General features: G+C 58.0%; 30 protein-coding genes and 2 tRNA genes. 12 read left to right on the top strand and 20 right to left on the bottom strand.

What is annotated here, in order from left to right; translation table 11 throughout:
- Nucleotides 1-338: 338 nt before the first annotated feature.
- Nucleotides 339-415: transfer RNA gene (locus PspCFBP13509_RS20875), tRNA-Met, on the bottom strand.
- An 86-nt stretch (nt 416-501) separates the two neighbouring features.
- On the opposite strand from PspCFBP13509_RS20875, the gene PspCFBP13509_RS31985 reads away from it, so the two are divergent.
- Nucleotides 502-624, top strand: coding sequence for a hypothetical protein (locus tag PspCFBP13509_RS31985; protein WP_268876142.1), 123 nt, complete (start codon nt 502-504; stop codon nt 622-624).
- A gap of 151 nt (nt 625-775) precedes the next feature.
- On the opposite strand, the gene PspCFBP13509_RS20870 is transcribed toward PspCFBP13509_RS31985, so the two are convergent.
- On the bottom strand, nt 776-1,327 hold the full coding sequence (locus PspCFBP13509_RS20870; protein WP_065924015.1) for an RNA polymerase sigma factor: 552 nt from the start codon (nt 1,325-1,327) through the stop codon (nt 776-778).
- Between the two features lie 262 nt (nt 1,328-1,589).
- Between PspCFBP13509_RS20870 and sctW the strand changes: the two genes are divergently transcribed.
- From sctW to sctU, 11 genes are read left to right on the top strand one after another with little or no spacing between them, the layout of a single operon-like run.
- Nucleotides 1,590-2,681: a type III secretion system gatekeeper subunit SctW gene (sctW, locus tag PspCFBP13509_RS20865; protein ID WP_162844253.1), complete on the top strand. Its 1,092-nt coding sequence runs from the start codon at nt 1,590-1,592 to the stop codon at nt 2,679-2,681.
- Entirely contained in the window at nt 2,678-4,771 is a 2,094-nt protein-coding gene (gene sctV, locus PspCFBP13509_RS20860) for a type III secretion system export apparatus subunit SctV (protein ID WP_027606910.1), read from the top strand. The genes sctW and sctV overlap by 4 nt, the downstream gene beginning before the upstream one ends.
- A 34-nt stretch (nt 4,772-4,805) precedes the next feature.
- Complete coding sequence (locus PspCFBP13509_RS20855) at nt 4,806-5,714, top strand: FHA domain-containing protein (protein WP_065924106.1); 909 nt, start codon at nt 4,806-4,808, stop codon at nt 5,712-5,714.
- Nucleotides 5,711-7,069 carry a FliI/YscN family ATPase gene (locus tag PspCFBP13509_RS20850; protein WP_137212627.1) on the top strand — a complete coding sequence of 453 codons (1,359 nt, stop codon included), beginning with the start codon at nt 5,711-5,713 and terminating at the stop codon, nt 7,067-7,069. The genes PspCFBP13509_RS20855 and PspCFBP13509_RS20850 overlap by 4 nt, the downstream gene beginning before the upstream one ends.
- Nucleotides 7,056-7,484 carry a type III secretion system stalk subunit SctO gene (sctO, locus tag PspCFBP13509_RS20845; protein WP_065924016.1) on the top strand — a complete coding sequence of 143 codons (429 nt, stop codon included), beginning with the start codon at nt 7,056-7,058 and terminating at the stop codon, nt 7,482-7,484. The genes PspCFBP13509_RS20850 and sctO overlap by 14 nt, the downstream gene beginning before the upstream one ends.
- Nucleotides 7,481-7,942: a type III secretion system HrpP C-terminal domain-containing protein gene (locus PspCFBP13509_RS20840; protein ID WP_065924017.1), complete on the top strand. Its 462-nt coding sequence runs from the start codon at nt 7,481-7,483 to the stop codon at nt 7,940-7,942. The genes sctO and PspCFBP13509_RS20840 overlap by 4 nt, the downstream gene beginning before the upstream one ends.
- The gene (locus tag PspCFBP13509_RS20835; protein WP_065948476.1) at nt 7,936-8,949 is read left to right on the top strand and encodes a FliM/FliN family flagellar motor switch protein; all 1,014 of its coding nucleotides are present in this window, start codon (nt 7,936-7,938) and stop codon (nt 8,947-8,949) included. The genes PspCFBP13509_RS20840 and PspCFBP13509_RS20835 overlap by 7 nt, the downstream gene beginning before the upstream one ends.
- Nucleotides 8,946-9,599, top strand: coding sequence for a type III secretion system export apparatus subunit SctR (gene sctR / locus PspCFBP13509_RS20830; protein ID WP_137212626.1), 654 nt, complete (start codon nt 8,946-8,948; stop codon nt 9,597-9,599). Before PspCFBP13509_RS20835 ends, sctR begins: the two co-directional genes overlap by 4 nt.
- A gap of 7 nt (nt 9,600-9,606) precedes the next feature.
- A complete protein-coding gene (gene sctS / locus PspCFBP13509_RS20825; protein WP_027606903.1) occupies nt 9,607-9,870 on the top strand; it encodes a type III secretion system export apparatus subunit SctS in 264 nt (87 codons plus the stop codon).
- Between the two features lie 10 nt (nt 9,871-9,880).
- Complete coding sequence (sctT, locus tag PspCFBP13509_RS20820) at nt 9,881-10,669, top strand: type III secretion system export apparatus subunit SctT (protein WP_065924020.1); 789 nt, start codon at nt 9,881-9,883, stop codon at nt 10,667-10,669.
- A complete protein-coding gene (gene sctU, locus PspCFBP13509_RS20815; protein WP_137212625.1) occupies nt 10,666-11,763 on the top strand; it encodes a type III secretion system export apparatus subunit SctU in 1,098 nt (365 codons plus the stop codon). Before sctT ends, sctU begins: the two co-directional genes overlap by 4 nt.
- On the opposite strand, the gene PspCFBP13509_RS20810 is transcribed toward sctU, so the two are convergent.
- From PspCFBP13509_RS20810 to PspCFBP13509_RS20725, 18 genes are all read right to left on the bottom strand, one after another.
- On the bottom strand, nt 11,764-12,114 hold the full coding sequence (locus tag PspCFBP13509_RS20810; protein WP_065948508.1) for a transcriptional regulator: 351 nt from the start codon (nt 12,112-12,114) through the stop codon (nt 11,764-11,766).
- An 11-nt stretch (nt 12,115-12,125) separates the two neighbouring features.
- Nucleotides 12,126-12,329, bottom strand: coding sequence for an HrpT family type III secretion system protein (hrpT, locus tag PspCFBP13509_RS20805; protein ID WP_065924022.1), 204 nt, complete (start codon nt 12,327-12,329; stop codon nt 12,126-12,128).
- On the bottom strand, nt 12,326-14,449 hold the full coding sequence (gene sctC / locus PspCFBP13509_RS20800; protein ID WP_065924023.1) for a type III secretion system outer membrane ring subunit SctC: 2,124 nt from the start codon (nt 14,447-14,449) through the stop codon (nt 12,326-12,328). Before sctC ends, hrpT begins: the two co-directional genes overlap by 4 nt.
- 14 nt (nt 14,450-14,463) lie before the next feature.
- Complete coding sequence (locus PspCFBP13509_RS20795; protein ID WP_323145765.1) at nt 14,464-14,874, bottom strand: type III secretion protein; 411 nt, start codon at nt 14,872-14,874, stop codon at nt 14,464-14,466.
- Nucleotides 14,858-15,076, bottom strand: a complete 219-nt coding sequence (locus PspCFBP13509_RS31440) for a hypothetical protein (RefSeq protein WP_065924025.1) — start codon at nt 15,074-15,076, stop codon at nt 14,858-14,860. Before PspCFBP13509_RS31440 ends, PspCFBP13509_RS20795 begins: the two co-directional genes overlap by 17 nt.
- Before the next feature lie 84 nt (nt 15,077-15,160).
- Nucleotides 15,161-15,754 carry a type III secretion system stator protein SctL gene (sctL, locus tag PspCFBP13509_RS20785; protein WP_065924026.1) on the bottom strand — a complete coding sequence of 198 codons (594 nt, stop codon included), beginning with the start codon at nt 15,752-15,754 and terminating at the stop codon, nt 15,161-15,163.
- An 11-nt stretch (nt 15,755-15,765) separates the two neighbouring features.
- A complete protein-coding gene (locus PspCFBP13509_RS20780; RefSeq protein WP_065948507.1) occupies nt 15,766-16,314 on the bottom strand; it encodes a type III secretion protein in 549 nt (182 codons plus the stop codon).
- A 13-nt stretch (nt 16,315-16,327) separates the two neighbouring features.
- Nucleotides 16,328-17,128: a type III secretion system inner membrane ring lipoprotein SctJ gene (gene sctJ / locus PspCFBP13509_RS20775; RefSeq protein ID WP_137212624.1), complete on the bottom strand. Its 801-nt coding sequence runs from the start codon at nt 17,126-17,128 to the stop codon at nt 16,328-16,330.
- 5 nt (nt 17,129-17,133) lie between these two features.
- Nucleotides 17,134-17,502 (bottom strand): EscI/YscI/HrpB family type III secretion system inner rod protein, encoded by a 369-nt coding sequence (locus tag PspCFBP13509_RS20770; RefSeq protein WP_074843642.1) that lies wholly within the window; start codon nt 17,500-17,502, stop codon nt 17,134-17,136.
- A 544-nt stretch (nt 17,503-18,046) separates the two neighbouring features.
- Nucleotides 18,047-18,970: a sigma 54-interacting transcriptional regulator gene (locus PspCFBP13509_RS20765; protein ID WP_065924028.1), complete on the bottom strand. Its 924-nt coding sequence runs from the start codon at nt 18,968-18,970 to the stop codon at nt 18,047-18,049.
- Between the two features lie 312 nt (nt 18,971-19,282).
- Nucleotides 19,283-20,383: a redox-regulated ATPase YchF gene (ychF, locus tag PspCFBP13509_RS20760; protein WP_065924046.1), complete on the bottom strand. Its 1,101-nt coding sequence runs from the start codon at nt 20,381-20,383 to the stop codon at nt 19,283-19,285.
- Nucleotides 20,384-20,405: 22 nt separating this feature from the next.
- Entirely contained in the window at nt 20,406-20,990 is a 585-nt protein-coding gene (gene pth / locus PspCFBP13509_RS20755; RefSeq protein ID WP_010213318.1) for an aminoacyl-tRNA hydrolase, read from the bottom strand.
- Nucleotides 20,991-21,157: 167 nt separating this feature from the next.
- Nucleotides 21,158-21,757: a 50S ribosomal protein L25/general stress protein Ctc gene (locus tag PspCFBP13509_RS20750; protein ID WP_027606889.1), complete on the bottom strand. Its 600-nt coding sequence runs from the start codon at nt 21,755-21,757 to the stop codon at nt 21,158-21,160.
- Nucleotides 21,758-21,895: 138 nt separating this feature from the next.
- Nucleotides 21,896-22,837 carry a ribose-phosphate pyrophosphokinase gene (locus tag PspCFBP13509_RS20745; protein WP_003171603.1) on the bottom strand — a complete coding sequence of 314 codons (942 nt, stop codon included), beginning with the start codon at nt 22,835-22,837 and terminating at the stop codon, nt 21,896-21,898.
- A gap of 46 nt (nt 22,838-22,883) precedes the next feature.
- Nucleotides 22,884-22,958 (bottom strand) — tRNA-Gln (locus tag PspCFBP13509_RS20740).
- 37 nt (nt 22,959-22,995) lie between these two features.
- On the bottom strand, nt 22,996-23,799 hold the full coding sequence (gene ispE, locus PspCFBP13509_RS20735) for a 4-(cytidine 5'-diphospho)-2-C-methyl-D-erythritol kinase (protein ID WP_205885421.1): 804 nt from the start codon (nt 23,797-23,799) through the stop codon (nt 22,996-22,998).
- A gap of 49 nt (nt 23,800-23,848) precedes the next feature.
- Complete coding sequence (gene lolB, locus PspCFBP13509_RS20730; RefSeq protein WP_027606887.1) at nt 23,849-24,466, bottom strand: lipoprotein insertase outer membrane protein LolB; 618 nt, start codon at nt 24,464-24,466, stop codon at nt 23,849-23,851.
- 4 nt (nt 24,467-24,470) lie between these two features.
- A complete protein-coding gene (locus PspCFBP13509_RS20725; RefSeq protein WP_027606886.1) occupies nt 24,471-26,195 on the bottom strand; it encodes a tetratricopeptide repeat protein in 1,725 nt (574 codons plus the stop codon).
- Between the last annotated feature and the right edge of the window lie 152 nt (nt 26,196-26,347).

Below are 26,347 nucleotides of genomic sequence, written 5' to 3'. Positions count from 1 at the left end.
GCAAACTCTTCGGGTGCCATGTCCCATCTCTGTAAAAACCAGGATGAATCGGATAGTCGCTGCTGTTCTCGTAGATGCATGAGACACCTCGTCATTTGTGTTTTTAGGGACACGGCGTGGAGTGAACATTATCTAGGGGAGATGAAGTGTGCTTGGCTCGAATGGACAACCGTTTGGTTAAAAAGGACAGGTATAGATGTCCGGCATGCCAGTGGGCAGCGATGGTGCGGGGTGGGGAGGGATAGACAGGGATAAACGGCCACATACAAGAAAGCCCGCACGAGGCGGGCTTCTTGAGGTGATTCATAGACTGCTGTAGACGTCTATGGATCGGTACTTGGTGGCTACACAGGGACTTGAACCCCGGACCCCAGCATTATGAATGCTATGCTCTAACCAACTGAGCTATGTAGCCAAGTGGCGCGCATTATTCGCGTAGAACGGGAATGCGTCAAGCATTTATTTTGAATTTTTATCTACGCTTTCAATTGTTTATCGGAAATGAGCGAGTTGGGCGACGAGTGGTTGCTGATTCGCTTCTCCCGTGAAGAGACACCCATGGCGCCGAGCAATCCTCGACCGCCGCGCAAACCTGCCCGCCGCTCCTGCTGGCAGCTGGACTGATCGCCCGAGAGCCGTGGGGCTGATGTTCGGTGTTGGTGGGATCGGTGCGGTACTGTCAGGAGGCTGGGCGATCTGCCTGGCACGTATGAAAGAGGTCTGGTTCGGTTGGGCAGATATCCTTGTCGCCCAACGCTTTGCCAGTCAGCCGGATTTACGATTGAAACGGATTCTGGGTGGCGCGCTTGAGTTGTTCGCGTGCGCGCGACAGTCGCGAGCGAACGGTGCCGATGGGGATGTCCAATACATCGGCTGTGTCCTGATAGCTGCCGTCGGTTTCCAGGGAGGCGTACATCGTCTTGCGCATTTCCGCCGGCAGGTGGTCAATGGCGCTCAGGGTATTCTCCAGGCGGCGGTTGATCTCAAACTCCCAATCCAGGTTGTTGTTTTCTTCCTGTCCATGCCACAACGATTCATCAAATTCGCAATGCACGGGTTTGGCATACATGCGCCTGAAGTGGTTGCGAATCAGGTTTTGCGCGATGCCGCACATCCAGGTGCTGAGCGAGGCGTTACCGCAGAAGCGCTCGCGGTTGCGCCAGGCCTCCAAGTACGTCAGTTGCAGAAGATCATCCGCATCTTCGGGGTTGAGTACGCGCTTGTGAATGAAGCGCCTGAGTTTTTTCTGCTGGTCGTCTGTCAGGTGATGCATGAATTGAGGCGAGCTGCCAACGAGGTGAGCTAAAGCTTCAATGGGGAGATTCATGTTTTTTTTCCTTAGGGTAGACGCAGTCGAGCGGGTGTCGACAGGTCCCCTTAGCACTCCCTGTGCCAATCGAAAAAAATACATAACTGTATGATTTACATATATAAATATTTTTGGCTGTTGGGTTTTTATGCAGTGATTTGCATGCGGCGCCGAAGGCTTTTGCAAGTTTTTTCAAATTCCCAGTGAGCACGGATTTTGATGGAACTGCATGGGGAGACGTTGCCACACAGGGAAACACTCTTCCTGTACTGGCGTGTCCATGGAACAAGTATCCCGTAAAACAACTGACCCTCGTAACGATGTGCGCACCCACCCCTCTGAGGGTGAAGCGGTTGTCAGCCATGCCTCAGCGCAAGTGCACACATCCGCGAAGGGCATCGATGAGCTTGCACATCTGTTTGGTCAGGAGGTGGAGCTCAACAGCCGGGCGCTGAGCGAACGGAAGATGGCGGTACGCGTGCTTCCGGCCGAGCAGCTTGCGCAACTTTATGATCAGTTGGGCCATCCGGCCAAGAAAACGCTGGCTTTCCTTTCACTGCTCTTCAGGCAGCAATTGCAGGACAGACCTACTGTCGAAAAATTGCTGAAGCTTGCGGACGGGGACCCGGCGCGCGCGTTCGTGGTGCTCAAGCATGTGGTGGCCAAGGCAGACAGCGAGGGCCGCCCGTCCGACACTACGTTGTTGGCGCGCGATGCAATTGCCAATCTTGAAGCTCGTTTCAAAGGGGAGATCCAGGCCGGCCTGAACATTGCCTTGGCATTGCAGTCAGCCGGGGTCGACCCGCAGGAGCGCCAGGCACTGCGTGTGCTCTACTATGCCAGTGTGGTCACGCGCCAGTCCCTGCCGACGATGATGCAGGCTTTGCTGGGTGTATACGGTGGTGAGCAGTTCCACGTCGGGCTCAAGGTGATGCGTAAGGCTTTGGCGGATGACATTGCGGCCGCGGTGTCGTCAATGCCCACACCCCTGTTGCGCACTTTGCTGATGGGCCTGCGGGACTGCGGGCAACTGAGCAGCGTATTGGGCGGTTGTCACACGCTGATCCAGCGCTTGAGTATTGAGCATAACGCCGTGAGCTTGTTGCAACGCCTGCTGGGGTACGCCGGTACCGGTATCGCGGTCGATGAATTGCTGCGCTTGGGGGACGAACTGGGAGGCGGTCCGCTTGACCGTCAACTGATGTCCCTCAATGCCCTTTACCCTCTGTTTCAGCAATTTCCCCTGGCATTGTGGTCCGAAAAGCGAATACGTCTGGAAACCCTGCAGATCCTGCTGACGGTGATCGATGAACTGGACCGCGCCTTGCGTGGACCCACACGGTATGCCGGTGAGCCGAGGCTGATGACGTGACCGCACTGTCGGCCATCAACCGTGGGTTGCTCAAAGTGGCACAACGCGCCGAGGTGCTGGGCGCTGTGGTGGTCATGGCCATCGTATTCATCTTTATCGTGCCGTTGCCCACCTGGCTGGTGGATATTCTGATCGCCCTCAATATCTGCATTTCGTGCCTGTTGATCGTGCTTGCGCTTTACCTGCCGGGCCCCCTGGCGTTTTCTTCGTTCCCCTCGATCCTGCTGTTGACCACCATGTTTCGACTGGCCCTGTCGATTGCAACCACGCGTCTGATCCTGCTGGAGCAAGACGCCGGCGATATCGTCGAGGCCTTCGGTAATTTCGTGGTGGGGGGCAACCTGGCGGTGGGGATGGTGATTTTCCTGATCCTGACCCTGGTTAACTTCCTGGTGATCACCAAGGGCTCCGAACGGGTTGCCGAGGTCGCGGCGCGGTTCAGCCTGGACGCCATGCCGGGCAAGCAGATGTCCATCGACAGCGACTTGCGTGCCGGCCTGATCGACGGCACGCAAGCGCGGGACAAGCGCGAGCAGTTGTCCCGTGAGAGCCAATTGTTCGGCGCGATGGATGGGGCGATGAAGTTCGTCAAGGGCGACGCTATCGCGGGGTTGATCATCGTCGTGGTCAACCTGTTGGGCGGCTTCTCTACGGGCATGTTCCAGCACGGCTTGAGCGCCGCTGATTCAATGGCGTTGTATTCGGTGCTGACTATCGGTGATGGCCTGATTGCACAGATTCCGGCGCTGCTGATCTCCCTGACCGCCGGCATGATCATCACCCGGGTGGCGCCGGAGGGGCGCAAGGGCATCAGTAACATGGGGGCCGAAATTGCCCGGCAAATGACCAGCGAGCCCAAGAGCTGGATAATCGCTTCGGTGGGCATGCTCGCCTTTGCGATAGTGCCCGGTATGCCGACCGGGGTATTTATCCTTATTTCGCTGATAACCGGCACATTGGGGTATTACCTGATGCGCCAGCGTCAGCGAGAGGCAGCGCCCGCGGCCGAAGCCTCCGAAGCCGTGCGTCCCGAAGAGAACGGAAAAGAGGACTTGCGCGGGTTCGATCCGTCGCGCCCCTACCTGTTGCAGTTTCCCCCGGTTTTGCGTGGGACGCCTGAGGTGACGGAGCTTATTCATGGGATTCGCCAGTCCCGAAATGCACTGGTTGCCAATATTGGCCTGACCCTGCCGCCCTTCGAAGTCGAACTCGATGACTCGCTGGCCGCCGACGAAATGCGTTTCTGTGTGCACGAAGTGCCGATGGTCAAGGCCTCGGTTGTCAACTATCTGGCCGTTGAGCGTAACGCCTTGACGGTCGAGCCCGAGCATGGAATACCCGGCCTGGCTGAGCGTGATGAACAGGACTGGGTCTGGCTGGCACCGGATGATCCACTGCTCGACGATCCGCAACTGGAGCGCTTCACCGCGACCAGTCTGATCATCGAACGCATGAAGCAGGCCATGATGCTCAGCGGCCCGCAGTTCCTGGGGATCCAGGAGAGCAAGTCGATCCTCAGCTGGCTGGAGCACAACCAGCCGGAACTGGTGCAGGAACTGCAGCGAATCATGCCGCTGTCGCGCTTTTCGTCGGTGTTGCAACGCCTGGCCAGCGAAGGGGTGCCGCTGCGGGCCGTACGGCTGATTGTCGAATCGCTGATCGAGTATGGCCAGCATGAGCGTGAACCGGAAGCATTGGCCGACTACGCGCGTATTGCGCTCAAGGCGCAGATTTTCCACCAGTACAGCGAGGCCGACGGCCTGCATGCCTGGCTGCTTTCACCGCATACGGAAAACATCCTGCGCGAGGCATTGCGACAGACCCAGACCGGGGTGTTTTTCGCGCTTGACGATGAGCACAGCGCTGCGTTGATCAGCCTGCTCAACCAGGCCTTTACCTTAAGGGCCAAGAGTAAAAGTGTGCTGTTGGTGGCGCAGGACCTGCGAAGTCCCTTGCGTACCTTGCTGCTGGAAGAGTTCAACCATGTCCCGGTGCTGTCGTTTGCCGAGTTGGGGAGCTCCTCCAAGGTCAAGGTGCTGGGGCGCATTGACTTGGGCCAGGACGAGCTGATGCGTGGTGCGGTGGCATGAGTATTCGGCCATGGCCAGCGTGGAGGTTGCGATGATGTTTGAGTTAAGGGTGCTTGATGGGCTGCGCCAGGGCGCTGCGTTGCCGTTATTTGGGGAGCGATGGAGTATTGGTGCGCACGCGGACGCTGACCTGATGTTGAACGATCCGGGAGTCGTCGAGCAGCATGCGTGCCTGCGGTTTATCGACGCCAACTGGTTGGTGCAGGCCGAAGCCGGACTGTTGAGAGACCCCGAAGGCCAGGTACTGGCGCAGATCGCCAAACTGGAACTGAACGTGCCGTTTACAGTGGGGGGGGTGCGGCTGTGCGTGACCTTGGCCGAGCAACCCTGGCCTCAACCCGCAGCCCCTGCGCCGGTAGTGCCGGTAGTGCCGCTAGCGGCCAATGTGCCTGCGCAGGCGATGACGTTATCGTCAATTTCGCCCTCCCAGCAAAGGCGCCTGATCAGCCTGGTGCTGGTGGTGACGGTAATCATTGTGGCAGTGGGCATGGTTTCCACTGGGGAGCGTGAGGCGCAGGCTTCGCTGATGCCGCCCGCGGTGCAGAAACAGGAATTGGCTTCGTCTTTTGAAGTCCGTCAGCAGTTGTTGAAGATGCTCAGCGAGCGTGAGTTGAGTCAGCGGGTCACCTTGCAAGTGATCAATGACCAGGTGGCGCTCAACGGAGAAGTCTCACAGGACGAGGTGGAGCTGGTAGCGCGCATGCTCAGCCGTTTTGGCGAGCAATTCGACAGCTCGGTGCCGGTGATCAGCCGTGTGCGTGTGCGCGACGGCACACTGCCATTCAGGATTGTGCAAATCGTTGGCGGGCCGAATGGTCACGTGGTCCTGGAAGAAGGCAGCCGACTGTTTGTGGGCGACGAAGTGGAAGGGCTGCGGCTGGTGCTGATCGACAACGGCAAAGTGGTTTTTGATGGTGCGCAGCGTTACGAGGTGCGCTGGTGAGTGCGGAACTGCAAGCTCGTCTGGACGTCTGGCAACAGCGTCAGGCCCAGTCACTGAGCACCTTTGCACCGGTGACGATGCGTGGCCGAATCCAGCGCGTCAACGGCATGCTGCTGCAGTGCCGGCTACCCCAGGCGCGTATCGGCGACTTGTGCCAGGTGGAAAAAAGTCCGGGCGACTACATGCTCGCCGAGATCATCGGCTTCGATCAGCAGGACGCGGTGCTCAGCGCCTTGGGTAATTTGGAAGGCGTGCGGGTAGGCGCTGGAGTGGAGCGCCTTGGGGTATCGCATCGAGTCCAGGTCAGCGAGGCCCTGTTGGGCCAGGTGCTGGATGGTTTCGGCCGGCCGATTACGGGGCAGGGCGTGAGTGCGTTTGTCGAGGCCGACTTACCGGATACCAGTGCGGTGTTGTGTGAAGCGCCGTTGCCCACCGAACGGCCGAGGATTAACCGTGCGCTGGCCACCGGCGTGCGTTCGATCGATGGCCTGATGACGATTGGCGAGGGGCAGCGTGTAGGCCTGTTCGCCGGGGCCGGTTGTGGCAAGACCACCCTGCTGGCCGAGATCGCGCGTAACGTCGAGTGCGATGTCATCGTGTTCGGCCTGATCGGCGAGCGGGGGCGGGAGCTGCGTGAATTTCTCGACCATGAGCTCGATGACCAGCTGCGCGCCAAGGCGGTACTGGTGTGCGCCACCTCCGATCGCTCCAGCATGGAGCGCGCCCGCGCCGCGTTCACGGCCACGGCATTGGCCGAAGGTTTTCGGCGCAAGGGGCAGCGGGTATTGCTGCTGATTGACTCCTTGACCCGTTTCGCCCGGGCCCAGCGTGAGATCGGCCTGGCTGCCGGCGAACCCTTGGGGCGCGGAGGTTTGCCTCCTTCGGTATACAGCCTGCTGCCACGGCTGGTGGAGCGTGCCGGGTTGACGCGTGACGGTGTGATCACCGCGATCTATACGGTGCTGATTGAGCAGGACTCCATGAACGATCCGGTGGCCGACGAAGTTCGCTCGCTGCTTGATGGGCATATCGTGCTGTCCCGCAAGCTTGCCGAGCGTGGGCACTACCCGGCGGTGGATGTGTTGGCAAGCCTTTCACGGATCTTGAGCAACGTCGCGGAGCCGGAGGACATCCAGGCGGGTACGGCATTGCGACGGTTGTTGTCGGCGTACCAACAGATCGAGCTGATGCTCAAGCTGGGAGAGTATCAACCCGGCAGCGATGCCCTGACCGATCTGGCGGTGGACAGCCGTCAGGCGGTCGACGGGTTCCTGCGCCAGGACTTGCGTGTGCCTACGCCGATGGTGGCGACGCTGGAGCAACTTAAGGATCTGACCGCCCATGTCCCATTCTGATGTGCTTCTCGGTGAAGTGGAGACGTTGCGGCGCCTGCGCAGGCACAGGGCTGACCGCGCTGAGCGCGCCCTGCGTGAGGCCAGGCGCGCCCAGCAGGCCCTGCTCGCACATATCCAGCAGGCTAAGGATGCGCTTGAGCAGACTCGGCAGGAGGAGGCCCGGCAAAGTGCTGAATTGCTCAGTCAGCATCAGGGTCAGGTGTTGAGCCTCAAGGCCTTGAAATCCTGGGGCGCGCAGGAGCGCTCCCTATCTGCCAGTACTCAGCGGGAGATAGGCCAGTTGGAGGCATTGCGGGGCCAGCAGGGGGAAAGCGAAAGTCGGGTTGGCAGCGCCCAGAAACACGTCACGGAGTGCCTGCGGCAGGTGGAAAAACTTCAGGAGTTATCCCTCTTACTGGCTCGGGAGCCGACATGACCCAGGTTTCAAATAAACCCACTGAGCGTCCGCGCCAGCGCGAGCCGCGGGAGGAGCGTGAGCCGGGGGCCACGACAGCCGTGTCCATGGAACTCGGGCGATTATTCACTCAATTTTTTACTGGAGACGATGGCGGCGCTGGTGCGGGGACTGCCTTATCGGGCAAACAGGCGTCCGCCGGTATAGCCCTGATCGAGGCGCTTGCCGAACAACTGGCGCCTCGTGTGCAGGCTGCGTCGCAGTGGCCGTTGCAGGCGGTGCTGTACTTGCCTCGCCTGGGGCGGATCAACGCCAGCGTGCGCCGCGAGCAGGGCGCCTGGACGATTGAGCTGGAGGCAGAGCAGGACGCTACGGCGCGCTGGCTTTGCGGTGTACGCCAACAGTGCGAGGGTCGATTCGCGGGAGCGCTGGGGCTGCCGGTGAACTTGCTTATGCCCAGCGTCGGTTGCGCATGCTGATGCCGGCGCTGACCTTTCCCTTGATTAATAGCGATACGGTTGCCGCGCGCCGTCGATTGGGGCGCGGCCTGCGCCTGCCGTTCACGGTGGCCGGGCAGGCCGGCGAGTTGCTGATTGAGCCCGGGCGTGCCCCAGCTGGCGGCAAGGCTTTGTGCTTTGAGACGGTGTGTGGCGTGCTGGCGCTTGTAGAAGCAGGGCCGTTGCTCAGTCTGCTGGGTGAGTGCCCGGTGACCCTGTCCCAGGTTGGCAACGATCCGGACTCCTGGTTCTGGGCCTTGTACCAGTACCACATGAGTCCCCAGGTGCGGGCGCTGCTGGGTTATGTGCGCTTGCTGGAAACGGATCGACCCAAGGGGTTTGGCTGCCGGCTCAGTGTGACCCAGGGGGCGTCCCGGGTTGAAGGCTACCTATGGTTGACCCCCCAAAGTTTCCTGGCCTTGTGTGAGGCAGGGCCTTGGCGCGCCACTGCGGCAGCTTTGCCGGCGCCGTTTCAACTGGCAATCGCCGTGACCCTGGGCCGCGTGCAGTTACCGATTGCGCAGGTGCGCAGCCTGCGTACCGGTGATGTGCTGGTGCTCGGCCCGTATTTTTTTTCCGTCCAAGGCAGCGGCTACGTGCAGGTTGGCAGGCAACGTTTGCATGGCCGCATTGACGATGACACCGGGCCGTTGTGCCTGACGCTTACTTCTATCGAGGACTCGTCTGTGGACGAAAATTTTGCAGCGCCCCATTACTCGGAGCATGAGGATGATGAACCGGTCGTGGATGTATTTGGCCACGAACCATTCGATGAGTTGAGCATGGCGCTGAATGTGCGTTGTGGAACGCTGAACCTTACCTTGGGCGAACTGCGTAACCTCGCGCCCGGTTCGGTGTTGGGCATTAGCGGTTACGCTCCCGGCATGGCCGGCCTGTATTACGGCGATCGGCCGATTGGCCAGGGGCAGTTGGTGGAAGTCGATGGGCGCCTGGGGTTGCAGTTGTCTCGCGTGATGTTCGGCCGATGAGTTTGCAGGGGATAGACCCCCTCATTCTGGCGGTATTCCTGGGGGCATTATCGCTGATGCCCATGCTGCTGATCGTCTGCACATCGTTCTTGAAGATCGTCATCGTGCTGATGATCACCCGCAACGCCATCGGTGTGCAGCAGGTACCGCCCAGCATGGCCATCAATGGCATCGCGTTGGCGGCCACGCTGTTCATCATGGCACCAGTGGGTTATGAGATCGCCGAGAACGTCAAGGCATCGCCCCTGGACATGAGTAACGTGCAAACGTTTCTGCAGACGGGCAATGAGGCCATCACACCGTTACGCGCATTCATGCTGCGCAATGTGGACCCGGATATATTGACGCACCTGCTGGAAAACACCACGCGCCTCTGGCCTCCACAAATGGCGCAGGAGGTGCAACGCGAAGATCTGATCCTGGTGATTCCGGCTTTCGTGTTGTCCCAGCTGCAGGCAGGGTTCGAGATCGGCTTCTTGATCTATATCCCCTTCATCGTGATCGACCTGATTGTTTCCAACCTGCTGCTGGCGCTGGGCATGCAGATGGTCTCGCCGATGACCATTTCCCTGCCGCTCAAATTGCTGTTGTTTGTGTTGGTGTCGGGTTGGTCACGGTTGCTCGACAGCTTGTTCCTTTCCTATCTCTGAGTGGCGTATGGACCCGATTGTGCTGTTCAAGCAGGGCATGTTGCTGGTGGTGGTGCTGTCGGCACCGCCATTGATTGTAGCGGTGGTGGTGGGGGTGCTGGTGTCTCTGGTGCAAGCATTGATGCAGATACAGGACCAGACGCTGCCTTTTGGCATCAAGCTGGTGGCGGTAGGGGTTACGTTGATCCTGACGGGGCGCTGGATTGGCGTGGAGTTGATCCAACTGATCAACTTGACCTTCGAAATGATTGGCCGCTCGGCCCGGAACTGAGGCCTCACCCGTGTTGGCTTATCTTGATTTCCTTCCCAGTCTGATTATCGGCATGGCGCGAATCTACCCGTGCGGAATACTCGTGGCGGCGTTCTGTTTCCAGCATATACGCGGCATGCTCCGGCACATCCTTGTGATGGTCATGGCGCTGATGCCCGCGCCGGGTATTCATGCTGCGTTGACGGAGCATGATTACTCAGCGTTTGTGCTCGCTGCATTGGCGCTCAAGGAGTTGGCGCTGGGGGTGCTGCTGGGGATGTTGCTTGCGATGCCGTTCTGGCTGTTCGAGTCGGTGGGGGCTTTGCTCGATAACCAGCGCGGAGCCCTGGCCGGTGGTCAGCTCAATCCTTCACTGGGGCCGGATGCGACGCCGATAGGGCATTTGTTCAAGCAATTGGCGATTTTTCTATTGATGTCCACCCTGGGGTTAGGCGCGTTGACTCAGGTGATCTGGGACAGTTACCTGATTTGGCCACCCACCGTATGGTTCCCACTCCCGGCGCCTGATGGCATGAGCGTATTTGTCGGCCTGCTGGGCGACACGTTCACCCATATGATGCTCTACGCTGCTCCCTTTATCGCGGTGCTGCTGTTGCTGGAGTTCGGCATCGCACTGCTGGGGGTCTACAGTCAGCAGCTACAGGTGAGTACGCTGGCGCCACCGGTCAAGTGCCTGGCGGGGATCGGTATTCTGCTGTTGTATTTTGCGCTGCTGCAGGACTTGATCGTGGGGAGTATGAGCCAGCTGAGTGACCTGAAGCACTCGCTGGGCCTTTTATTCAAGGCCCCGATGCCATGAGTGACTCGGGGGAAAAAAAGCACCCGGCGTCAGCCAAGAAGCTGCGTGACCAGCGCCAGAAAGGCCAGGTCGCTCAAAGTCAGGATGTGGCCAAGTTGATGGTGCTGGCGGCCATCAGCGAGATCGCCTTGTTCACCGCCCATACCAGCTTGCAACGTTTCCAGCAATTGATGGTGTTGCCGATCTCACGCCTGGACCAGCCCTTTGTACGGGCGTTGGAAGAAGTGCTGATTGAAGGCCTGGTGGTGTTCTTCTCATTCGGCCTGCTGATGGCCGGTGTGGCGATTGCTATGAAGCTGATCGCCAGTTGGATGCAGTTCGGATTGCTGTTTGCACCCGAGGCTCTGAAGCTCGATTACAATCGCCTCAACCCAATCAGCCAATTTAAACAATTCTTTTCTGCCCAGTCGCTGATGAATCTGTTGATGAGCATCGCCAAGGCGTTTCTTTTGGGGCTGATCGTATTCCTGGTGGTCTGGCCCTCTCTTGGGACGTTGATCAACCTGGCCAACAGCGATCTGCAAAGTTACCTCCTGGCATTGATCGCCCTGTTCCGCTATCTGCTGCATGCCTGTCTTGCATTGTTACTGGTACTGGCGGTTATCGATTTCACCTTGCAGAAGCACTTCTTCGCCAAGCGCATGCGCATGACCCAGGTCGAGGTCGTCAAAGAGTACAAGGATATGGAAGGCGACCCGCATGTGAAGGGCCAGCGCCGTGCGCTGGCGCAGCAATTGGCCCAGGAGGAACCGAAGGTCAAGCTGCCAAAGCTGGAGGAAGCCGACATGCTGGTGGTCAACCCGACCCACTTTGCTGTCGCCCTGTATTACCGCCCGGGCAAGACGCCGCTTCCGCTGCTGGTCAGCAAAGGTACGGATGCCGTCGCCCGCCAGTTGATTGCGCAGGCGAAGGCCGCCGAGGTGCCGGTCATCCAATGCGTATGGCTGGCGCGCTTGCTCTATACCAAAGCGTTGGGAGCAAGCATTCCCCGCGAATCCTTGCAGGCTGTGGCACTGATCTATCGCACCTTGCGTGAGCTTGATGATGAAGCCAAGCGCGAAACGCTGGAATTGCCTGAGTTGGAACGTCGCTGATCAGCAGGTGGAGCGTGTGTCCAGGGCTTGGAGATTGGCCAGGGAAAGCATCCGGCTGAGGAGTCCGTCGAGCGCATCGTTTGCAGCCGGCAGCGCGTGCCAGATTACCAAGGCATCCTGCGCGTCCAGGTAGATAAAACAACCATCGAACACCACGGCAAGCTCAAAGCGCCGCTCCAATACCTGCTGCAACTGCCCTGCCTGTAATGCTGAACGAGCGACATGCAAGGCCATGCCCGGGCGTTTGCCGGCGTGCAGTGCACATGCTTTGATACCGGGAGCGAGCATCAGGTGAGCGGCAGCGCCACTCACCAGATTGTCCAGAAATACCTGGCGTTGATTGTCGGGCATTTCCTGGCGGCTCATCGTTCCAGCGAGATAGTCTGGTAATCCGCACGTTCCCCGGCGGGACCAGGCTCGGCACGCATCTGCGGTGGCCACCAGATCACCATCTTGTCCTTGCTCGATTGTGGGCGTGAGCAGGAGTCGCCCTTGCAGGTGGGCGTGCAGCCGGCGACAAGCAGTGCCGTTGCGATCAGGGTGACGCACAATAAGCGGTGTTTCATGGCGTGGCCTTCTGAGCAGGAGTAATCAAGGAGGGGCGGGGCACGCTGAGGTGTTCGTCCTTCACCACCGGGCGCATGGCGATAAACACCTCGGCTTCTTCACCCGGCTTGAGCCAGGCGCGCGGCCACACGCTGACGGCCAGGGTCTGCGAGTTGCTGCATTCCTTTTCGTCGATACGCACGTGGCGTTTGACCTGGTTGCGCAGGACCACTACCGCCACGTTGTAGTCCGGTCCCGCATACCATTGGCTGCGTTCGGTGTTCAGCGCGAGCAAGTCGCGGGTGCTGCACAAACTGTCCAGCCCCAGGGGCATTGGTGCCGCCTTGAAGGCCTTGGGCACTTTCCCGCTGACCATGTGCGCCAGGGTACTGATGATGTCGCTGCGCTTGATTACCGGCTGGTGAGGGCTGTAGCGCCGCGCCAACGGTGCGAGGGCTGCCTGCAATTCGACCTGGTCGGCCTGGGGCAGGTAGCGCGACGGATCGGCCTGGTCACCGATGACGCGCGGGGTGAGGATGAACAGGCGTTCACGTCGATTGTTCTGCCGTTCTGTCGAGGAAAACAGCGCCTTGCCCAGTAGCGGGATATCACCCAATAGGGGGACTTTGTTGCGCTTGTCGCTGCTTTCGGTGACGTGGAAACCACCGACTACCAGTGAGCGTTTTTCCGCCATGACGGCCTGGGTGCTGACCTTGCCTCGGCGTACATCGAGGTTGCCGGGAGTGGGGTTGGTTTCGTTGAAATTGCCATCTTCGATATCCACCGCCAAATGGATCTGGTGGCTGCCACGGCTGGTGATGACACGGGGGACCACCTGGAAGCTGGTGCCCACGGTGACCGGTAAAATGGTTGCATTCTCCCGGCCGGGGGTCAGGTACTGGGTGCGGTTGAAGTCGATGACCGCCGGTTGGTTTTCCAGGGTGAGCACCGAGGGGTTGGAGACCATGCTTGCCAGCCCCTTGGCTTCCAGCGCGCGTATATCTGCGTAGAAGCGCTCACGGTTCTCAATCGACACCTGCGAAGAGGTGCCCGGTGCCATATTGACGCCGCCACGGAATCGGCTGTTCTGAAACCCCCAGTTCACCCCGAACTCTCGCAATTGCGTGCGCTCGATATCGAGAATGATCGCGTCGATTTCCACCAGTTTGCGCGCGACATCGAGTTGAGTGATCAACTCTCGGTACATGCCCTGCCGCTCAGGCAGGTCATAGATCAGCACAGCGTTATTGCGGACATCGGCTTCGACGCGAACCCTGCTGGGTGAGACCGGGGCTCGCGAGGTGAGTGTCGGGAGCGGATCCAACGGCCCGGTGTTGACGTTTGTACCCAGCATCTGCCCCAGTAAGGGGTTGCTCAATCGGGGAATGTTCGGTACGAGCGGCGCAGGCTGTGACGGGGAGGGTTGGTTCAGACTGTTGAGGGTCGAATTGGAACGCGGCTCCAGCAATCCACGCAGAATGCTGGCCACCCCCGGAATAGTGAGCTTCTCGCCGCGGTAATCCACTTGACGATCCGTCGCATTGGCGAATTTAAGCGGGAAACTCAGCACGCTCTGCTTTTCATCCGGAGAGCGGCGCTGGGTACTGAACTGTTTGATCTGCTCGATATAGCGTCGAGGGCCCGAAACCAGTACCACGCCGTCTTCGGGCAACTCGCCCCAACCGAAACGGCTATCGAGCAGGCCAATATCGGTGAGCGCTTGCTTAAGGTCGGCAATGGTCTCGGAAGAAACCTCCAGGCGCGCCGAGTCTTGCTGGTCCAGCGTGCTGATATAGAGGGTGTTGTTGTACAGGTACCACTGGAAACGGTGTTCTACCCCCAGACGGTCGAGCATCGACTGCGGGGTATTGGCGCGAATCTTGCCATTTACGTTGCCTTCCAGCAGGCCCTCGACATGTAGTTGTGTCCCAAAGGTCTGGGCGAAATCCTCCAGCACTTCCCGGAGGGGCTTATGTTCAGCTTCATAAGCGTAGGCGGTGTTTTTCCACTCGGGGGGGATGGCCGCCAGTGTGTTCCCTGCTGGGATCAGCAGCCAGGAAAGCAGGATAGCGTTACGCCAGGGAAATCCCTTGGGCGAAGCACGGCGTAAGCGACTGTGCTCGTGGTTCTTGTTATGCATTGCCGGTTCTCTGGTTAGTACGACAGTGAGCGTAGTGAGGTGGGTTTGAGGTTTTGGGGGTGGCGAGCAAGGCGCGCGACTGTGGCGCGCCAGGTGTCGCGTTGGTTCAGCAGGGCTTCAAGGTAGCCGAGTACGTATGCCTCTCCCTGCCCACCTGGCAGTTTCTGGATCAGCCACAGCTCACCGCTGTCCGCTTTTTGAGCCAGTGCGCCATGGAAGTGATTCAGGCTGGCAGCGCCCAGGCGCATCCAGCGCTGCAAGGTGGCGGTGTCTGGGCGAGTCAAGGTCAGTTGAACACTCAGCACCAAAGCGTCTCCCTGACGATTCAGCATGATTTCGTCATCGCCCTCAAACAAACGGAGTTGTTCTTTGCCGCTGATTAACCAATCACGGACTAACGCTTGCATATTATTGGAAACTTTCAAAAGTGCTTTTGAGCAACATATGCGAAACACGCGTATGTTCCAGATATGCCATCTGGGACAGGGTGCTCTTTACTGCAAGCTCATAAAATAACTTTGCATCAGCCTGCTCTTGAGATGTGAGGGTATGGAGCTTTTTATAAAGTCTATGGGCATTTTTGGCGTTTTTAGAAAGCTCCTCTGGAAGGTTGTTGAAAATACTCATTAGTTACCCTCTTTATTATGTGGAGGTGCATGGATTAATAAGGTTTTGTCAAGGCTCGTTGTCGGCGATGCATAGCGGATGCAATTAAATGTCTATCCGGTAGTCTCTCCCATGATTGAAAAAGGCATCGAGCATTGAATTCCAGCTGATACGGAAATCACCCTCGTCGGTTTTCAATACAAGTGTCTGAGCAGGGATTGTTTCGTCGTGGTGAAGCTTCCAGAGCGTGGCTTTGTGATGGGCGAGATACTGTTTTACCTCCTCAAAGTCCTGGGGGTGACAGAGAAGCGCCGCGTCGATCTCCTGAATCTGGTCCGCCAGCAATTGCTTCAGCAGGGCTGACAGCCGCTGAGGGGCTACCGTTTCGCCAAGCAGGCGTCTAATTGCTTGGTTGGTGATCGATGTTGCGTACTCCTCCAGGTTGTCACACATCGCTTGACGGTCACGTTCCCAGCGTTTGAATTGGGCGTCTGCGCGTTGCCAGACATCCAGGGACGCCTTTTCCAGCAGAAGTTCGCACTGTCTCTCTGTCTGGTTTATCAGTTCATCGGCCTGTGCCTTGGCGTGGCTGATGAGCTGGTTGGCGTGCTCCCAGTTTGCAAGTTCCTCCCGGGGAATCAGGCAACGTGACAATCCCGCAGCATCCTTGGGCAATTCAACGGTGTATCGACATAACATCTCTGTTTTCCTTACGCGTTCGAGTCAAGGGACAGAGGGGCGTTCGCCGATGTCGTCACGCGCCAGACTACGGCTTGCCAGAGCGTGTTCAGTCGGCTGCTTGAGTTTTCGAGTGAGATATTACTTTTCTCAACCGCACATACGCGGTTACGGGGGAACCGCAATCGAAGGCGCTGCCACGTATCGGGTTCTATCCAGCTGGAAAGCAATTGCAGCGGATCAGCATCCGGCGACAGCATGGTAGGGGGCAACGCCTTGGACAAACGCATGCACCACAGATGCTGACTTTCGCTCAACGGCGGTGCGGCCTCGGGATTGAACGTGCCGTGAACCAGTGTCAGCGCCAGGTTGAGTTGCTCCGTTGATGCGAGGGCCAGGCGAAGTACGGTGGGGTGGGGGGCCGGAGGCAAGCACGCGGCAATGCTTGTGAGACCATCCGGGGCGGAACGTCTGCTGTGATAAAGCACGCTAATTGAAGTGTACTTGTCACCTCTCCAGTCCTCGTGAGCGTGCTCCCAGGGAAACGCCCACCATTCAGCCCAGGCCAGGCGTTCACTCATTGAATGATCGAATCTAGGCGTCATGAGCTGGGCCAATTGGTTCCTGCGCTACTTGCGGCCCTCGCAGAAGAGGCTGACGTCGATTGAGCAGGAACAGTGTACCGGCCACGGATGACAACACGCCGAGAAGTGCCGCGATAACGCTGCCTCGCCAAAAACCGAGATCATCGCTGGGCACCAGGAACGGGCCGAAATACACCAGCCGTTGCTGCTCCTGATAAGTGGCAGCAGGCACAAAGATCACGCTGAGTTTCTGCAGGTTATCCACGGCTGTGGTCATGCCTGGAATGCTGCTCGCTACCATCCTGCGAACGCGTGCGCGGATATTATCGGGGTCCAGGCGTGGGTCATGCTTAATGAAGACTGATGCGGATGCGGGCTGGACCGGTTCCCCTGGCGCGATGCGTTCCGGCAATACCACGTGTACCCGGGCAATAATCACCTCGTCAATGTTGGACAAGGTGGCTTCTAGCTCTTGGGACAAGGCATAAATGTAGCGTGCCCGTTCTTCCAGTGGGGTAGAAATAACCCCTTCCTTGCGAAAGGTATCGCCCAGCGTCGTCCGCGCCATTCTAGGTAGCCCTGCGGCTTCCAATGTACGTACGGCGCGTCCAATATCGGTGGCGTTGACCGCCACGACGACACCGTCTTTGGCCGGGATTTTTTGGGCGCGAATATGTTTATCTGCCAATTCCGCGACCACCTCATTGGCTTCTTGCTCAGAAAGTTGCCGATGAAGTTCAACGCGGTCGCTGCAACCGTTTAACGTGCATACAAGAATAAAAAGCAGGGCGGCGGGCAGGGATTTAATCATGTTCACTATTGCATGTTACAGATTTTGTCGATGCATTGGCTTGTCTTGCCAAGGCTCTTTACTAACAGTTGGGTAGTGAGCGCCACATTAGAGAGTTCGCGCGGGTACTCTCTGAATTTTTCAGAGTCCATGCCTTTACTTGATGATTTCAGCGCCCGCGCGAGGCGGTTTTTTTTATTTTCGATATAACTTGAATGCTCCGCCAGCATGGCTAATACAGCAGGGGGGGCGACGGCAGGCGTGCTGGCTTTCGAGCCTTCGAGCATTGACGCGAAGAAACTTACATCCGTGCTGGATATTGAGTTTTTCTGTGTAACATCAGTGCCTCCGCGACGCGTATTCAGCGTTGAAAAATCAAATGCTTCTATCTGCATATAGGGCCTGCGGTATGGGGGCTGAAGCAGGTTGGTGATAATGGCGGATGCCGCATTTGCGATTTAAGCTCATATGACACCTCCCCGGCTAATGAGCCAGGGAGGTGGTCCTGTTACGAGCGGATTTCTTTAGCTGCGGCGTACAAGCCAGTGATCATCTTTGCCTTCAAGCTCTCTTGGAAAGTCGCCTCTGCGACGGCGGCTGCGCGATCAGACGCGGAACCTGCACCACCTCCACCACCAGCTACCCCATCGGCACCACCGAACATCGAGGCGTTGTTGTATGCGTTTGAACCGTACGAATTACTACCGGATATACCAGCCATAATAAGACTCCGAGTTTGATGTTTTGAACGTTGATTCACTTGTCGTGAGTCAAGCTTCGTGGATGTCTGGAACTTTTTGTAACTTGAACCAGGCTGTGAGTAGGTGGTTCATGGGGCTAAACCGTTCCAAACAGGTTTGTGGCTATTTGTTTCTATATATGTGGTTTTTGAGTTGGAAGGATGGAGTTTTACTGAGTATTTAATAGTTCCCTTTGTCCTCAGGACAGTGGGATGTCCAATTTCTTCATCCTGTAGTACAGCGTGCGTTTTGCCATACCCAATTCAATCGCCACGGTATCCACGCAATACAGGTGGCGGTGCAGCGACTCTTCAATCAAGGCTTTTTCAATGTGCTGCAGGCGTGTCTTAAGGTTCACCTGGGCATCCTGCAGCTCGCTCACTGAGGTTGAAAACGGTGGCAGGCCCAGCACGAACCTTTTGGCCGTGGAGCGTAACTCCCGAACATTACCCTGCCAGGTATGGCACAGCAGTTGTTGCAGCAGCCCGTCGGAGGGCGGCGGGGCAGTGCGTTTGAACCGGTGGGCTTCCTGCTGAATCATCTCCAGGAACAACGGGATGATGTGCTCTCGCCGATCACGCAAGGCTGGAAGCTGGATGTTGACGACATTCAGACGGAAGTACAGGTCGCGCCTGAAGGTTCCGAGTTCGACCATCTGGTGGAGCGATTGTTGGGCAGACGCGATCACACGCATGTCCACCGGGATGAAGCGGGTTGAGCCCAGGCGCTCCACCCCCCGCGACTCCAGCGCGCGCAGCAGTTTGGCTTGCAGGTTCAACGGCATGCTATCGATCTCATCGAGGTACAGGGTGCCGAGATGGGCTGCCTCGATAAAACCGGCACGGGACTGGATGGCGCCGGTATAGGCACCGCTGTTGACGCCGAACAATTGGCTTTCGGCGAGGCTATCAGGAATAGCCGCACAATTGACCGCGACAAAATTGCCCCGCCGGGTCGATAGGCGGTGAACCCGCTGCGCCAGGGTATCTTTGCCAGTGCCGGTTTCTCCCAGCAACAGTATGTCTATATTGAGGGGGGCCGTGCTGCTCAGTGTGTTTTCAATATCCGTGTCTTCGAAGAGTGAAGTATCTTTTTCATTTTCTCCAAGGGTGGAGACCGACATCGAAGAGTTCTCCATTATCGCTCGACTTCAGTGTTGAGAGGACAGTCTATGCTCGTCAATCAGGAATGAGGGTATAGAACTTATACTGGGATATTGACGTAAGTGTGGGCCGGAATAATGTAGGAAAACCCCGGCATTATTGAGGTTAAATTGTGCAACTGCCTGGCTGCATTAAAGGCGGAGGGGGGTAAGTAGGGGAAGTCTGGTAGTGAAGTGTGAACGATGCTTGTCCTATGTTAGGAAGTTTCACCTACAAAAAAGCCGATGCAGTGCATCGGCTTTTTTATTTGTCGTAGACTTCGCAGGTAGCGTTTACACGTTAAAGCGGAAGTGCATCACATCGCCATCTTTAACAATGTATTCCTTACCTTCCAAACGCCATTTACCCGCTTCCTTGGCACCGGCCTCACCCTTGAACTGGATAAAGTCGTTGTAGGCGATCACTTCCGCGCGAATAAAGCCTTTTTCAAAGTCGGTGTGGATCACACCGGCAGCCTGTGGCGCAGTGGCGCCGACTTTTACGGTCCAGGCGCGGACTTCTTCGACACCGGCGGTGAAGTAGGTCTGCAGGTTGAGCATTTCGTAGCCGGCGCGGATCACACGGTTCAGGCCAGGCTCTTCCAGGCCCAGGGCCTCAAGGAACATGTCTTTTTCTTCGCCGTCATCCAGCTCGGCGATTTCCGCTTCAATCTTGTTGCACACCGGCACCACGATGGCGCCTTCTTCGTCGGCGATGGCCTTGACCACGTCGAGCAGAGGGTTGTTCTCGAAGCCGTCTTCAGCGACGTTGGCGATGTACATCACTGGCTTGGTGGTCAGCAGGTGGAAACCCTTGACCACGGCCTTCTCGTCAGCGCCCATGGTCTTCATCAGGCTGCGTGCCGGCTTGCCCAGGGTGAAGTGCGCGATCAACTGTTCCAGCAGGCCTTTCTGGACCACTGCGTCCTTGTCGCCGCCTTTGGCGTTGCGTGCGACTTTCTGCAGTTGCTTCTCGCAGCTGTCGAGGTCGGCGAAGATCAGTTCCAGGTCGATGATCTCGATGTCGCGTTTCGGGTCGACGCTGTTGGAGACGTGAATCACGTTCTCGTCTTCAAAGCAGCGGACCACGTGGGCGATGGCATCGGTTTCACGGATGTTGGCCAGGAACTTGTTGCCCAGGCCTTCACCTTTCGACGCGCCGGCTACCAGGCCTGCGATGTCGACGAACTCCATGGTGGTCGGCAGGATGCGCTTGGGATTGACGATGGCCGCCAGTGCTTCCAGGCGCGGATCGGGCATCGGCACGATGCCGCTGTTGGGTTCGATGGTGCAGAAGGGGAAGTTCTCCGCCGCAATACCGGACTTGGTCAAAGCGTTGAACAAGGTGGATTTGCCGACGTTGGGCAGGCCGACGATGCCGCAATTGAATCCCATGGTGTTTCCCCTCGGAAAAAAGTCAGGCCTTCTGGCTGTGCAGGTTTTTCATCGCGCGGTTCCATTCACCGGCGAAGATATCCGGCAGCACGCCGAGGGCAAAGTCGATGCTGGCATCGAGTTTTTCCTGTTCGGCGCGTGGCGCACGACCCAGGACGAAATTTGAAACCATACTGGCGACGCCTGGGTGGCCAATGCCGAGCCGCAGGCGGTAAAAATTATTCTGATTGCCCAACTGCGCGATGATGTCGCGCAGGCCATTGTGCCCGCCGTGCCCGCCGCCGAGCTTGAGCTTGGCAACGCCGGGTGGCAGGTCCAGTTCGTCATGGGCCACCAGGATTTCTTCGGGTTTGATCCTGAAGAAGCCCGCAAGCGCCGCTACAGCCTGGCCGCTGCGGTTCATGTAGGTGGTGGGAATCAACAGACGAACATCCTGACCCTGATGCGAGAAGCGTCCGGTCAGGCCAAAATATTTGCGATCGGCCACCAGGTTTACACCTTGGGCGTGGGCGATGCGCTCAACAAAAAGGGCCCCTGCGTTATGCCGGGTCTGTTCGTATTCGGCGCCTGGATTTCCCAGGCCAACGATCAGTTTAATGGCAGTCACGACAGGGGCCCTTCCTTTGGAGTTGTGGATAACATCGCTACACCCGCGTGCGGCGAAAGTGGACGACAAGAGATCATTTACTCAAGAGTAAACGCCGCGTTATCGCCCGCTTTCTCGCTACGTTTCGGTCCGCGATGTTTCCTCAAGCTCCGGCAATACAGAGTGAATTACTCTGCAGCGCCTTCTTCAGCTTCTGGAGCAACGCGTGGAGCGTGTACGTTTGCAACAGCTTTGTCATCACCGTGAGCCAGTGCGACAAACTCAACGCCTTTAGGAGCCTTGAGGTCGGACAGGTGGATGATTGCGCCGATTTCCAGAGCCGACAGGTCGACTTCGATGAACTCAGGCAGATCTTTCGGCAGGCAAGTCACTTCGATTTCGTTCAGGACGTGAGAGATCTCGCCGCCTTTCTTGACCGGAGCTTCTTCACCAACAAAGTGCACAGGCACGATAGCGGTCAGTTTCTGGCCGGCTACTACGCGTACGAAGTCAGCGTGCAGAACGTGACCCTTGGATGGGTGACGTTGCAGGGCTTTGATGATGACGTTTTGCTTTTTGCCGCCAACGTTCAGTTCGATAACGTGGCTGTAGGCCGCATCGTTTTCGAGCAGTTTGGCAACTTCTTTAGCCAGCATGCTGATGGATTCAGGGGCTTTGTCGCCACCGTAAACTACAGCTGGAACCAGGCTTGCGAGACGACGCAGGCGGCGGCTCGCACCTTTCCCCAGGTCGGAACGCACTTCAGCATTCAGAGTAAAATCGTTCATGTTGTATCTCCAAAATAACCACATTCGCCCCAGCGTTTGCGACCAGCGCTAAAGGCGATATGGGCAAAAAAGCCCCGCCCCAACAGTATGCTGGGGCGGGGCGCTTTTCGTCAGTGAGGTGTTCCGAAGGTTTGACCCTTAGCGGAACATCGCGCTGATCGATTCTTCGTTGCTGATGCGGCGAACCGCTTCGGCAACTACCGGTGCAATATCCAGTTGACGGATACGCGCACAGGCTTGAGCGGCGGCGGACAACGGGATGGTGTTGGTCACCACCAATTCGTCCAGCACAGAGTTCTCGATGTTCTCGATCGCTCGGCCCGACAGCACAGGGTGTGTGCAGTAGGCGAAGACTTTAGCCGCACCGTGCTCTTTCAAGGCTTTGGCCGCGTGGCACAGGGTGCCGGCGGTGTCGACCATGTCATCAACCAGAATACAGGTACGCCCTTCGACATCACCGATGATATGCATCACTTCAGAGTGATTGGCTTTCTCACGGCGCTTGTCGATGATCCCGAGGTCCACGCCCAGGGATTTGGCAACAGCTCGTGCACGCACGACGCCACCAATGTCCGGGGACACGATCATCAGGTTTTCAAAGCGCTGGTCTTCGATGTCATCCACCAAGACGGGGGAGCCGTAGATGTTATCTACCGGAATATCGAAGAACCCCTGGATTTGGTCAGCGTGCAGGTCAACCGTGAGCACACGGTCGATACCTACCACGGTCAGCATGTCAGCAACGACTTTCGCGCTGATAGCCACACGTGCGGAACGCGGACGGCGATCCTGGCGGGCATAACCAAAGTAAGGGATTACAGCTGTGATTCGAGTCGCTGAGGAGCGGCGGAAGGCATCAGCCATCACGACGAGTTCCATCAGGTTATCGTTGGTCGGAGCGCAGGTCGGCTGGATAATGAAGACGTCTTTACCGCGGACGTTTTCATTGATCTCGGCTGTAATTTCGCCGTCGGAGAATTTACCGACAGAGATGTCACCGAGAGGGATATGCAGCTGACGTACGACACGTCGAGCCAGATCGGGGTTGGCGTTCCCCGTAAAGACCATCATCTTGGACACGCGCAGTACCTAGAGGCTGAGGGTAACCTGGATGAGTATTAGAAAATGGCAGGGGCGGCTGGATTCGAACCAACGCATGGCAGGATCAAAACCTGCTGCCTTACCGCTTGGCGACGCCCCTGTATCTGTTGCAACGAGTACCCAGTACTCGATTCCTTTTAGAGCAGACTTTGCAGCTTGCGATGCAACATCGAAACGTTGCTTCCTTTTGCTACAAACCCTGTAAGGGTCTCTGTAAGAAGGGCCGAGACTTTATCAGCTTCAGCTTTGCTTGGGAAGCCCCCAAACACACAACTTCCAGTTCCGGTTAATTTTGCTTCGGTAAATTTACCTAACAAATTCAAAGCGTTACGTACCTCTGGATAACGCCTTGCTACAACCGGTAAGCAGTCATTTCGACTGTTTCCCTTGGGAACGGGGCGCACTTTAATGGGAGGAGAGTTACGTGTCAACAGCGGATCTGAAAAAATTTCTGCTGTACTTACAGATACTTGCGGGACAAGCACGACATACCACGGCTCTTCGGGGTATTCCGGGGTGAGTTTTTCCCCCACGCCCTCAGCAAAAGCGGCGTGTCCACGCACGAAAACCGGGACGTCGGCGCCCAGCGTGAGGCCCAGCGCAGCCAGGCGATCATGGTCCCAGCCCAGTTGCCACAAATGGTTCAGACCCAGCAGTGTGGTCGCTGCATTCGAGCTTCCACCACCGATTCCGCCACCCATGGGCAGAATCTTATCGATCCATATATCGATGCCCTGGGAACAGCCGGACTGCTCCTGGAGTTTTTTCGCGGCCCTCACGATCAGGTTGCTGTCGTGGGGCACACCTTCGAATTCAGTGTGCAGCTGGATCACGCCATCGTCGCGCAGGGCGAAGGTGAGCTCATCGCCGTAGTCGAGAAATTGAAACAGTGTCTGCAGCTCGTGGTAGCCGTCTTCACGGCGACCGAGAATGTGCAGCATCAGATTGAGTTTGGCAGGAGAGGGCAGGGTCAGTTTTTGTACGGCCACGTTATTGCCCCAGCTTGCGCGGTTGCCAGTCCTTGATCACCAGCGTGACGTCAAGGTCGGTGCCATGCAGCTTGATGCGCTCTGGCAGCCAATAACCGCCCTGTTCCACGTAGCTGAGGTACTCGACCTGCCAGCCATCCTGTTCCAGGGTGGCCAGGCGGCTGTCACCGTTGAGGCTCAGGCGGCTCTTGCTGTCCGGCGCGGGCAAGCCGCGGACCCACCACACCAGGTGCGAGACAGGCAGTTTCCAGCCAATCTGCTCTTCCAGCAGCGCTTCGGGCGAGGTGGCCTCGTAGCGCCCCTGGTTGGCGACTTCGAGGCTGACTTGTCCCGGGCGGCCGGTCAGGCGCGCGGCGCCGCGCCCCAAGGGGCCGGACAAGCGAATGTCGTAGTAATCCTGGCGTTGCAGCCAGAACAAGGTGCCGCTGCCGGAATCTTTCGGTGCGCGAACCCCGACTTTGCCTTCGATCTGCCAGCCGTCGATGCTGCCGAGCTGATCCTTGTGCTGCTTCCATTGCGCCGGGTTGCCCTGGCCCTCAACGGATTCGCGGGCACCGAAGCCCGCGCAACCGGCGAGCAGGGCGATGAAGCTGAAAACGATAACGTGGCGCAAGAACATAAGCTTAAAGGGTCTCGGATCCGGTCAGGCGCTTGATGGTGCCGCGCAGGATGGGGCTTTCGGGTTGTTCCTTGAGGAATTTTTCCCAGATCTGGCGGGCTTCGCGCTGCTTGCCATTGGCCCACAGCACCTCGCCCAGGTGTGCAGCGACTTCCTGGTCGGGGAAGCGCTCCAGGGCCTGGCGCAGCAAGCGTTCGGCTTCGTCGAGGTTACCCAGGCGATAGTTCACCCAGCCCAGGCTGTCGAGTACGGCCGGGTCTTCCGGGTTGAGCTTGTGCGCCTGTTCGATCAACGCCTTGGCTTCGTCGTAGCGCGTGGTGCGGTCGGACAAGGTGTAGCCCAGGGCATTCAGGGCCATGGCGTTGTCCGGGTCGCGCTTGATGATCAGGCGCAGGTCTTTTTCCATCTGCGCCAGGTCATTGCGTTTTTCCGCCTGCATGGCGCGGGTGTACAGCAGGTTCAAATCGTCGGGGAATTGCAACAAGGCCTGTTGCAGCACCTTCCAGGCGCGCTCGCCCTGATTATTGGCTGACAAGGTCTCGGCCTGGATCAGGTAAAGCTGGATCCCGTAGTCCGGTTCGGCATCCCGTGCAGCGGCCAGGCGTTTTTCTGCCTCATCGGTACGCCCGTTGCTCATCAGGATGTCGGCCTGGCGCAGTTGGGCCGGCAGGTAGTCGTTGCCTGGGCCGACCTGTGCGTATTCGAGCAGGGCGGCCTGCGGGTCGCTGCGCTCTTCAGCGATGCGGCCCAGGTTCAGGTGCGCCGAGTCAACATGACTTTCGCGCTCGATCAGCTCTTCCAGGTAACCCTTGGCCTCGTCCCAGGCCTTGGCTTCCAGGCACACCAGCGCCAGGGAGTAACGCAGTTCATCGTCATCCGGGTATTGCTGGAGCAGGTTGGCGAACTGCACTTTGGCGTCCTCCATGCGGTCCTGCTCCACCAGGGTGCGTGCGTAAGTCAGGCGCAGGCGCTTGTCGTCCGGGTATTTCTTGATGCTTTTTTCCAGCAGTGGAATCGCTTCCTTGCCGCGGTTGAGGTTCTGCAGCAGGCGCGCGCGCAGCAGAATCGGCGCGATCTCGCCGTCTTCCGGCGGGTTCTGTTCCAGCAGCTTCAGTGCGGCTTCGGCTTCATCATCCTGTTGCAGCAGCAGGGCCTTGCCAAACACCAGTTGACTGTTCTTCGGGTGTTTTTGCAGCAGGCGGTCAAAACTCTTCATCAGGCCATTGCGGGTGTCCTGGTCGGTGTCGGCAGCCGACAGCGCAAGGAAGTCGAAATGGGTGTCGCCCTTGCCTTGCAGGACTTTCTCCATATAGACCATGGAGTCGTCATAACGCCCGGCCCGCGCCAATTGAATGGCGGCTGCCCGCTGGGCTTCCAGATCGTCCGGCGCGTTCTTTGCCCAGATCAGCGAAGTATCCAGCGCGGCCTGATCGGCCCCGAGGTACTCGGCAATGCGGAACGCCCGCTCGGAAATTCCCGGATCCTGGGTGTTGATGGCCTGGGTCACGTAGTTATCCAGCGCAATATCGAAGCGATTGCGCTGGCCGGCCAGTTCCGCACTGAGCAGGCTGAACACCGTTTCTTCACTGAACGAGGAATAAACCTTGGGCTTTTCAGGGGCGGGTGTGCTGTCTTCCACCGGCGGTGTACCGTCCGGCGACACGGGTGCCATGGCCTGGCAGCCGCTGAGGAAGACAAAAGCAAGGAGCAACGCGGAAGATCTATTCATATAGGAAGAGGACGACTAACCTGCGGTCGGATCATCATGACACAAGCCTTCGGCCAAACATAACCGTGTAGGAGCGAGCTTGCTCGCGAAAAGCCTGAGGACAACGCGTTTTCTCAGGAGGCCGCGTCATGGTTCACGACCATCGAGAGCAG

The sequence above is a fragment of the Pseudomonas sp. CFBP13509 genome, assembly GCF_005233485.1.
Classification (GTDB): Bacteria; Pseudomonadota; Gammaproteobacteria; order Pseudomonadales; family Pseudomonadaceae; genus Aquipseudomonas; species Aquipseudomonas marginalis.
This window is presented reverse-complemented; position numbering and strand designations above follow the sequence as displayed.

Bases quoted from the DNA above. Each gene is read 5' to 3' on its own strand.
- PspCFBP13509_RS31985 (WP_268876142.1), top strand. From the start codon at position 502: ATGAGCGAGTTGGGCGACGAGTGGTTGCTGATTCGCTTCTCCCGTGAA.
- PspCFBP13509_RS20870 (WP_065924015.1), bottom strand. From the start codon at position 1,327: ATGAATCTCCCCATTGAAGCTTTAGCTCACCTCGTTGGCAGCTCGCCT.
- sctW (WP_162844253.1), top strand. From the start codon at position 1,590: ATGGAACAAGTATCCCGTAAAACAACTGACCCTCGTAACGATGTGCGC.
- PspCFBP13509_RS20855 (WP_065924106.1), top strand. From the start codon at position 4,806: ATGTTTGAGTTAAGGGTGCTTGATGGGCTGCGCCAGGGCGCTGCGTTG.
- sctO (WP_065924016.1), top strand. From the start codon at position 7,056: ATGTCCCATTCTGATGTGCTTCTCGGTGAAGTGGAGACGTTGCGGCGC.
- PspCFBP13509_RS20840 (WP_065924017.1), top strand. From the start codon at position 7,481: ATGACCCAGGTTTCAAATAAACCCACTGAGCGTCCGCGCCAGCGCGAG.
- PspCFBP13509_RS20835 (WP_065948476.1), top strand. From the start codon at position 7,936: ATGCTGATGCCGGCGCTGACCTTTCCCTTGATTAATAGCGATACGGTT.
- sctR (WP_137212626.1), top strand. From the start codon at position 8,946: ATGAGTTTGCAGGGGATAGACCCCCTCATTCTGGCGGTATTCCTGGGG.
- sctS (WP_027606903.1), top strand. From the start codon at position 9,607: ATGGACCCGATTGTGCTGTTCAAGCAGGGCATGTTGCTGGTGGTGGTG.
- sctU (WP_137212625.1), top strand. From the start codon at position 10,666: ATGAGTGACTCGGGGGAAAAAAAGCACCCGGCGTCAGCCAAGAAGCTG.
- PspCFBP13509_RS20810 (WP_065948508.1), bottom strand. From the start codon at position 12,114: ATGCCCGACAATCAACGCCAGGTATTTCTGGACAATCTGGTGAGTGGC.
- hrpT (WP_065924022.1), bottom strand. From the start codon at position 12,329: ATGAAACACCGCTTATTGTGCGTCACCCTGATCGCAACGGCACTGCTT.
- sctC (WP_065924023.1), bottom strand. From the start codon at position 14,449: ATGCATAACAAGAACCACGAGCACAGTCGCTTACGCCGTGCTTCGCCC.
- PspCFBP13509_RS31440 (WP_065924025.1), bottom strand. From the start codon at position 15,076: ATGAGTATTTTCAACAACCTTCCAGAGGAGCTTTCTAAAAACGCCAAA.
- sctL (WP_065924026.1), bottom strand. From the start codon at position 15,754: ATGTTATGTCGATACACCGTTGAATTGCCCAAGGATGCTGCGGGATTG.
- PspCFBP13509_RS20780 (WP_065948507.1), bottom strand. From the start codon at position 16,314: ATGAGTGAACGCCTGGCCTGGGCTGAATGGTGGGCGTTTCCCTGGGAG.
- sctJ (WP_137212624.1), bottom strand. From the start codon at position 17,128: ATGATTAAATCCCTGCCCGCCGCCCTGCTTTTTATTCTTGTATGCACG.
- PspCFBP13509_RS20770 (WP_074843642.1), bottom strand. From the start codon at position 17,502: ATGCAGATAGAAGCATTTGATTTTTCAACGCTGAATACGCGTCGCGGA.
- PspCFBP13509_RS20765 (WP_065924028.1), bottom strand. From the start codon at position 18,970: ATGTCGGTCTCCACCCTTGGAGAAAATGAAAAAGATACTTCACTCTTC.
- ychF (WP_065924046.1), bottom strand. From the start codon at position 20,383: ATGGGATTCAATTGCGGCATCGTCGGCCTGCCCAACGTCGGCAAATCC.
- PspCFBP13509_RS20750 (WP_027606889.1), bottom strand. From the start codon at position 21,757: ATGAACGATTTTACTCTGAATGCTGAAGTGCGTTCCGACCTGGGGAAA.
- ispE (WP_205885421.1), bottom strand. From the start codon at position 23,799: ATGCTGCACATTCTCGGTCGCCGTGAAGACGGCTACCACGAGCTGCAG.
- lolB (WP_027606887.1), bottom strand. From the start codon at position 24,466: ATGTTCTTGCGCCACGTTATCGTTTTCAGCTTCATCGCCCTGCTCGCC.
- PspCFBP13509_RS20725 (WP_027606886.1), bottom strand. From the start codon at position 26,195: ATGAATAGATCTTCCGCGTTGCTCCTTGCTTTTGTCTTCCTCAGCGGC.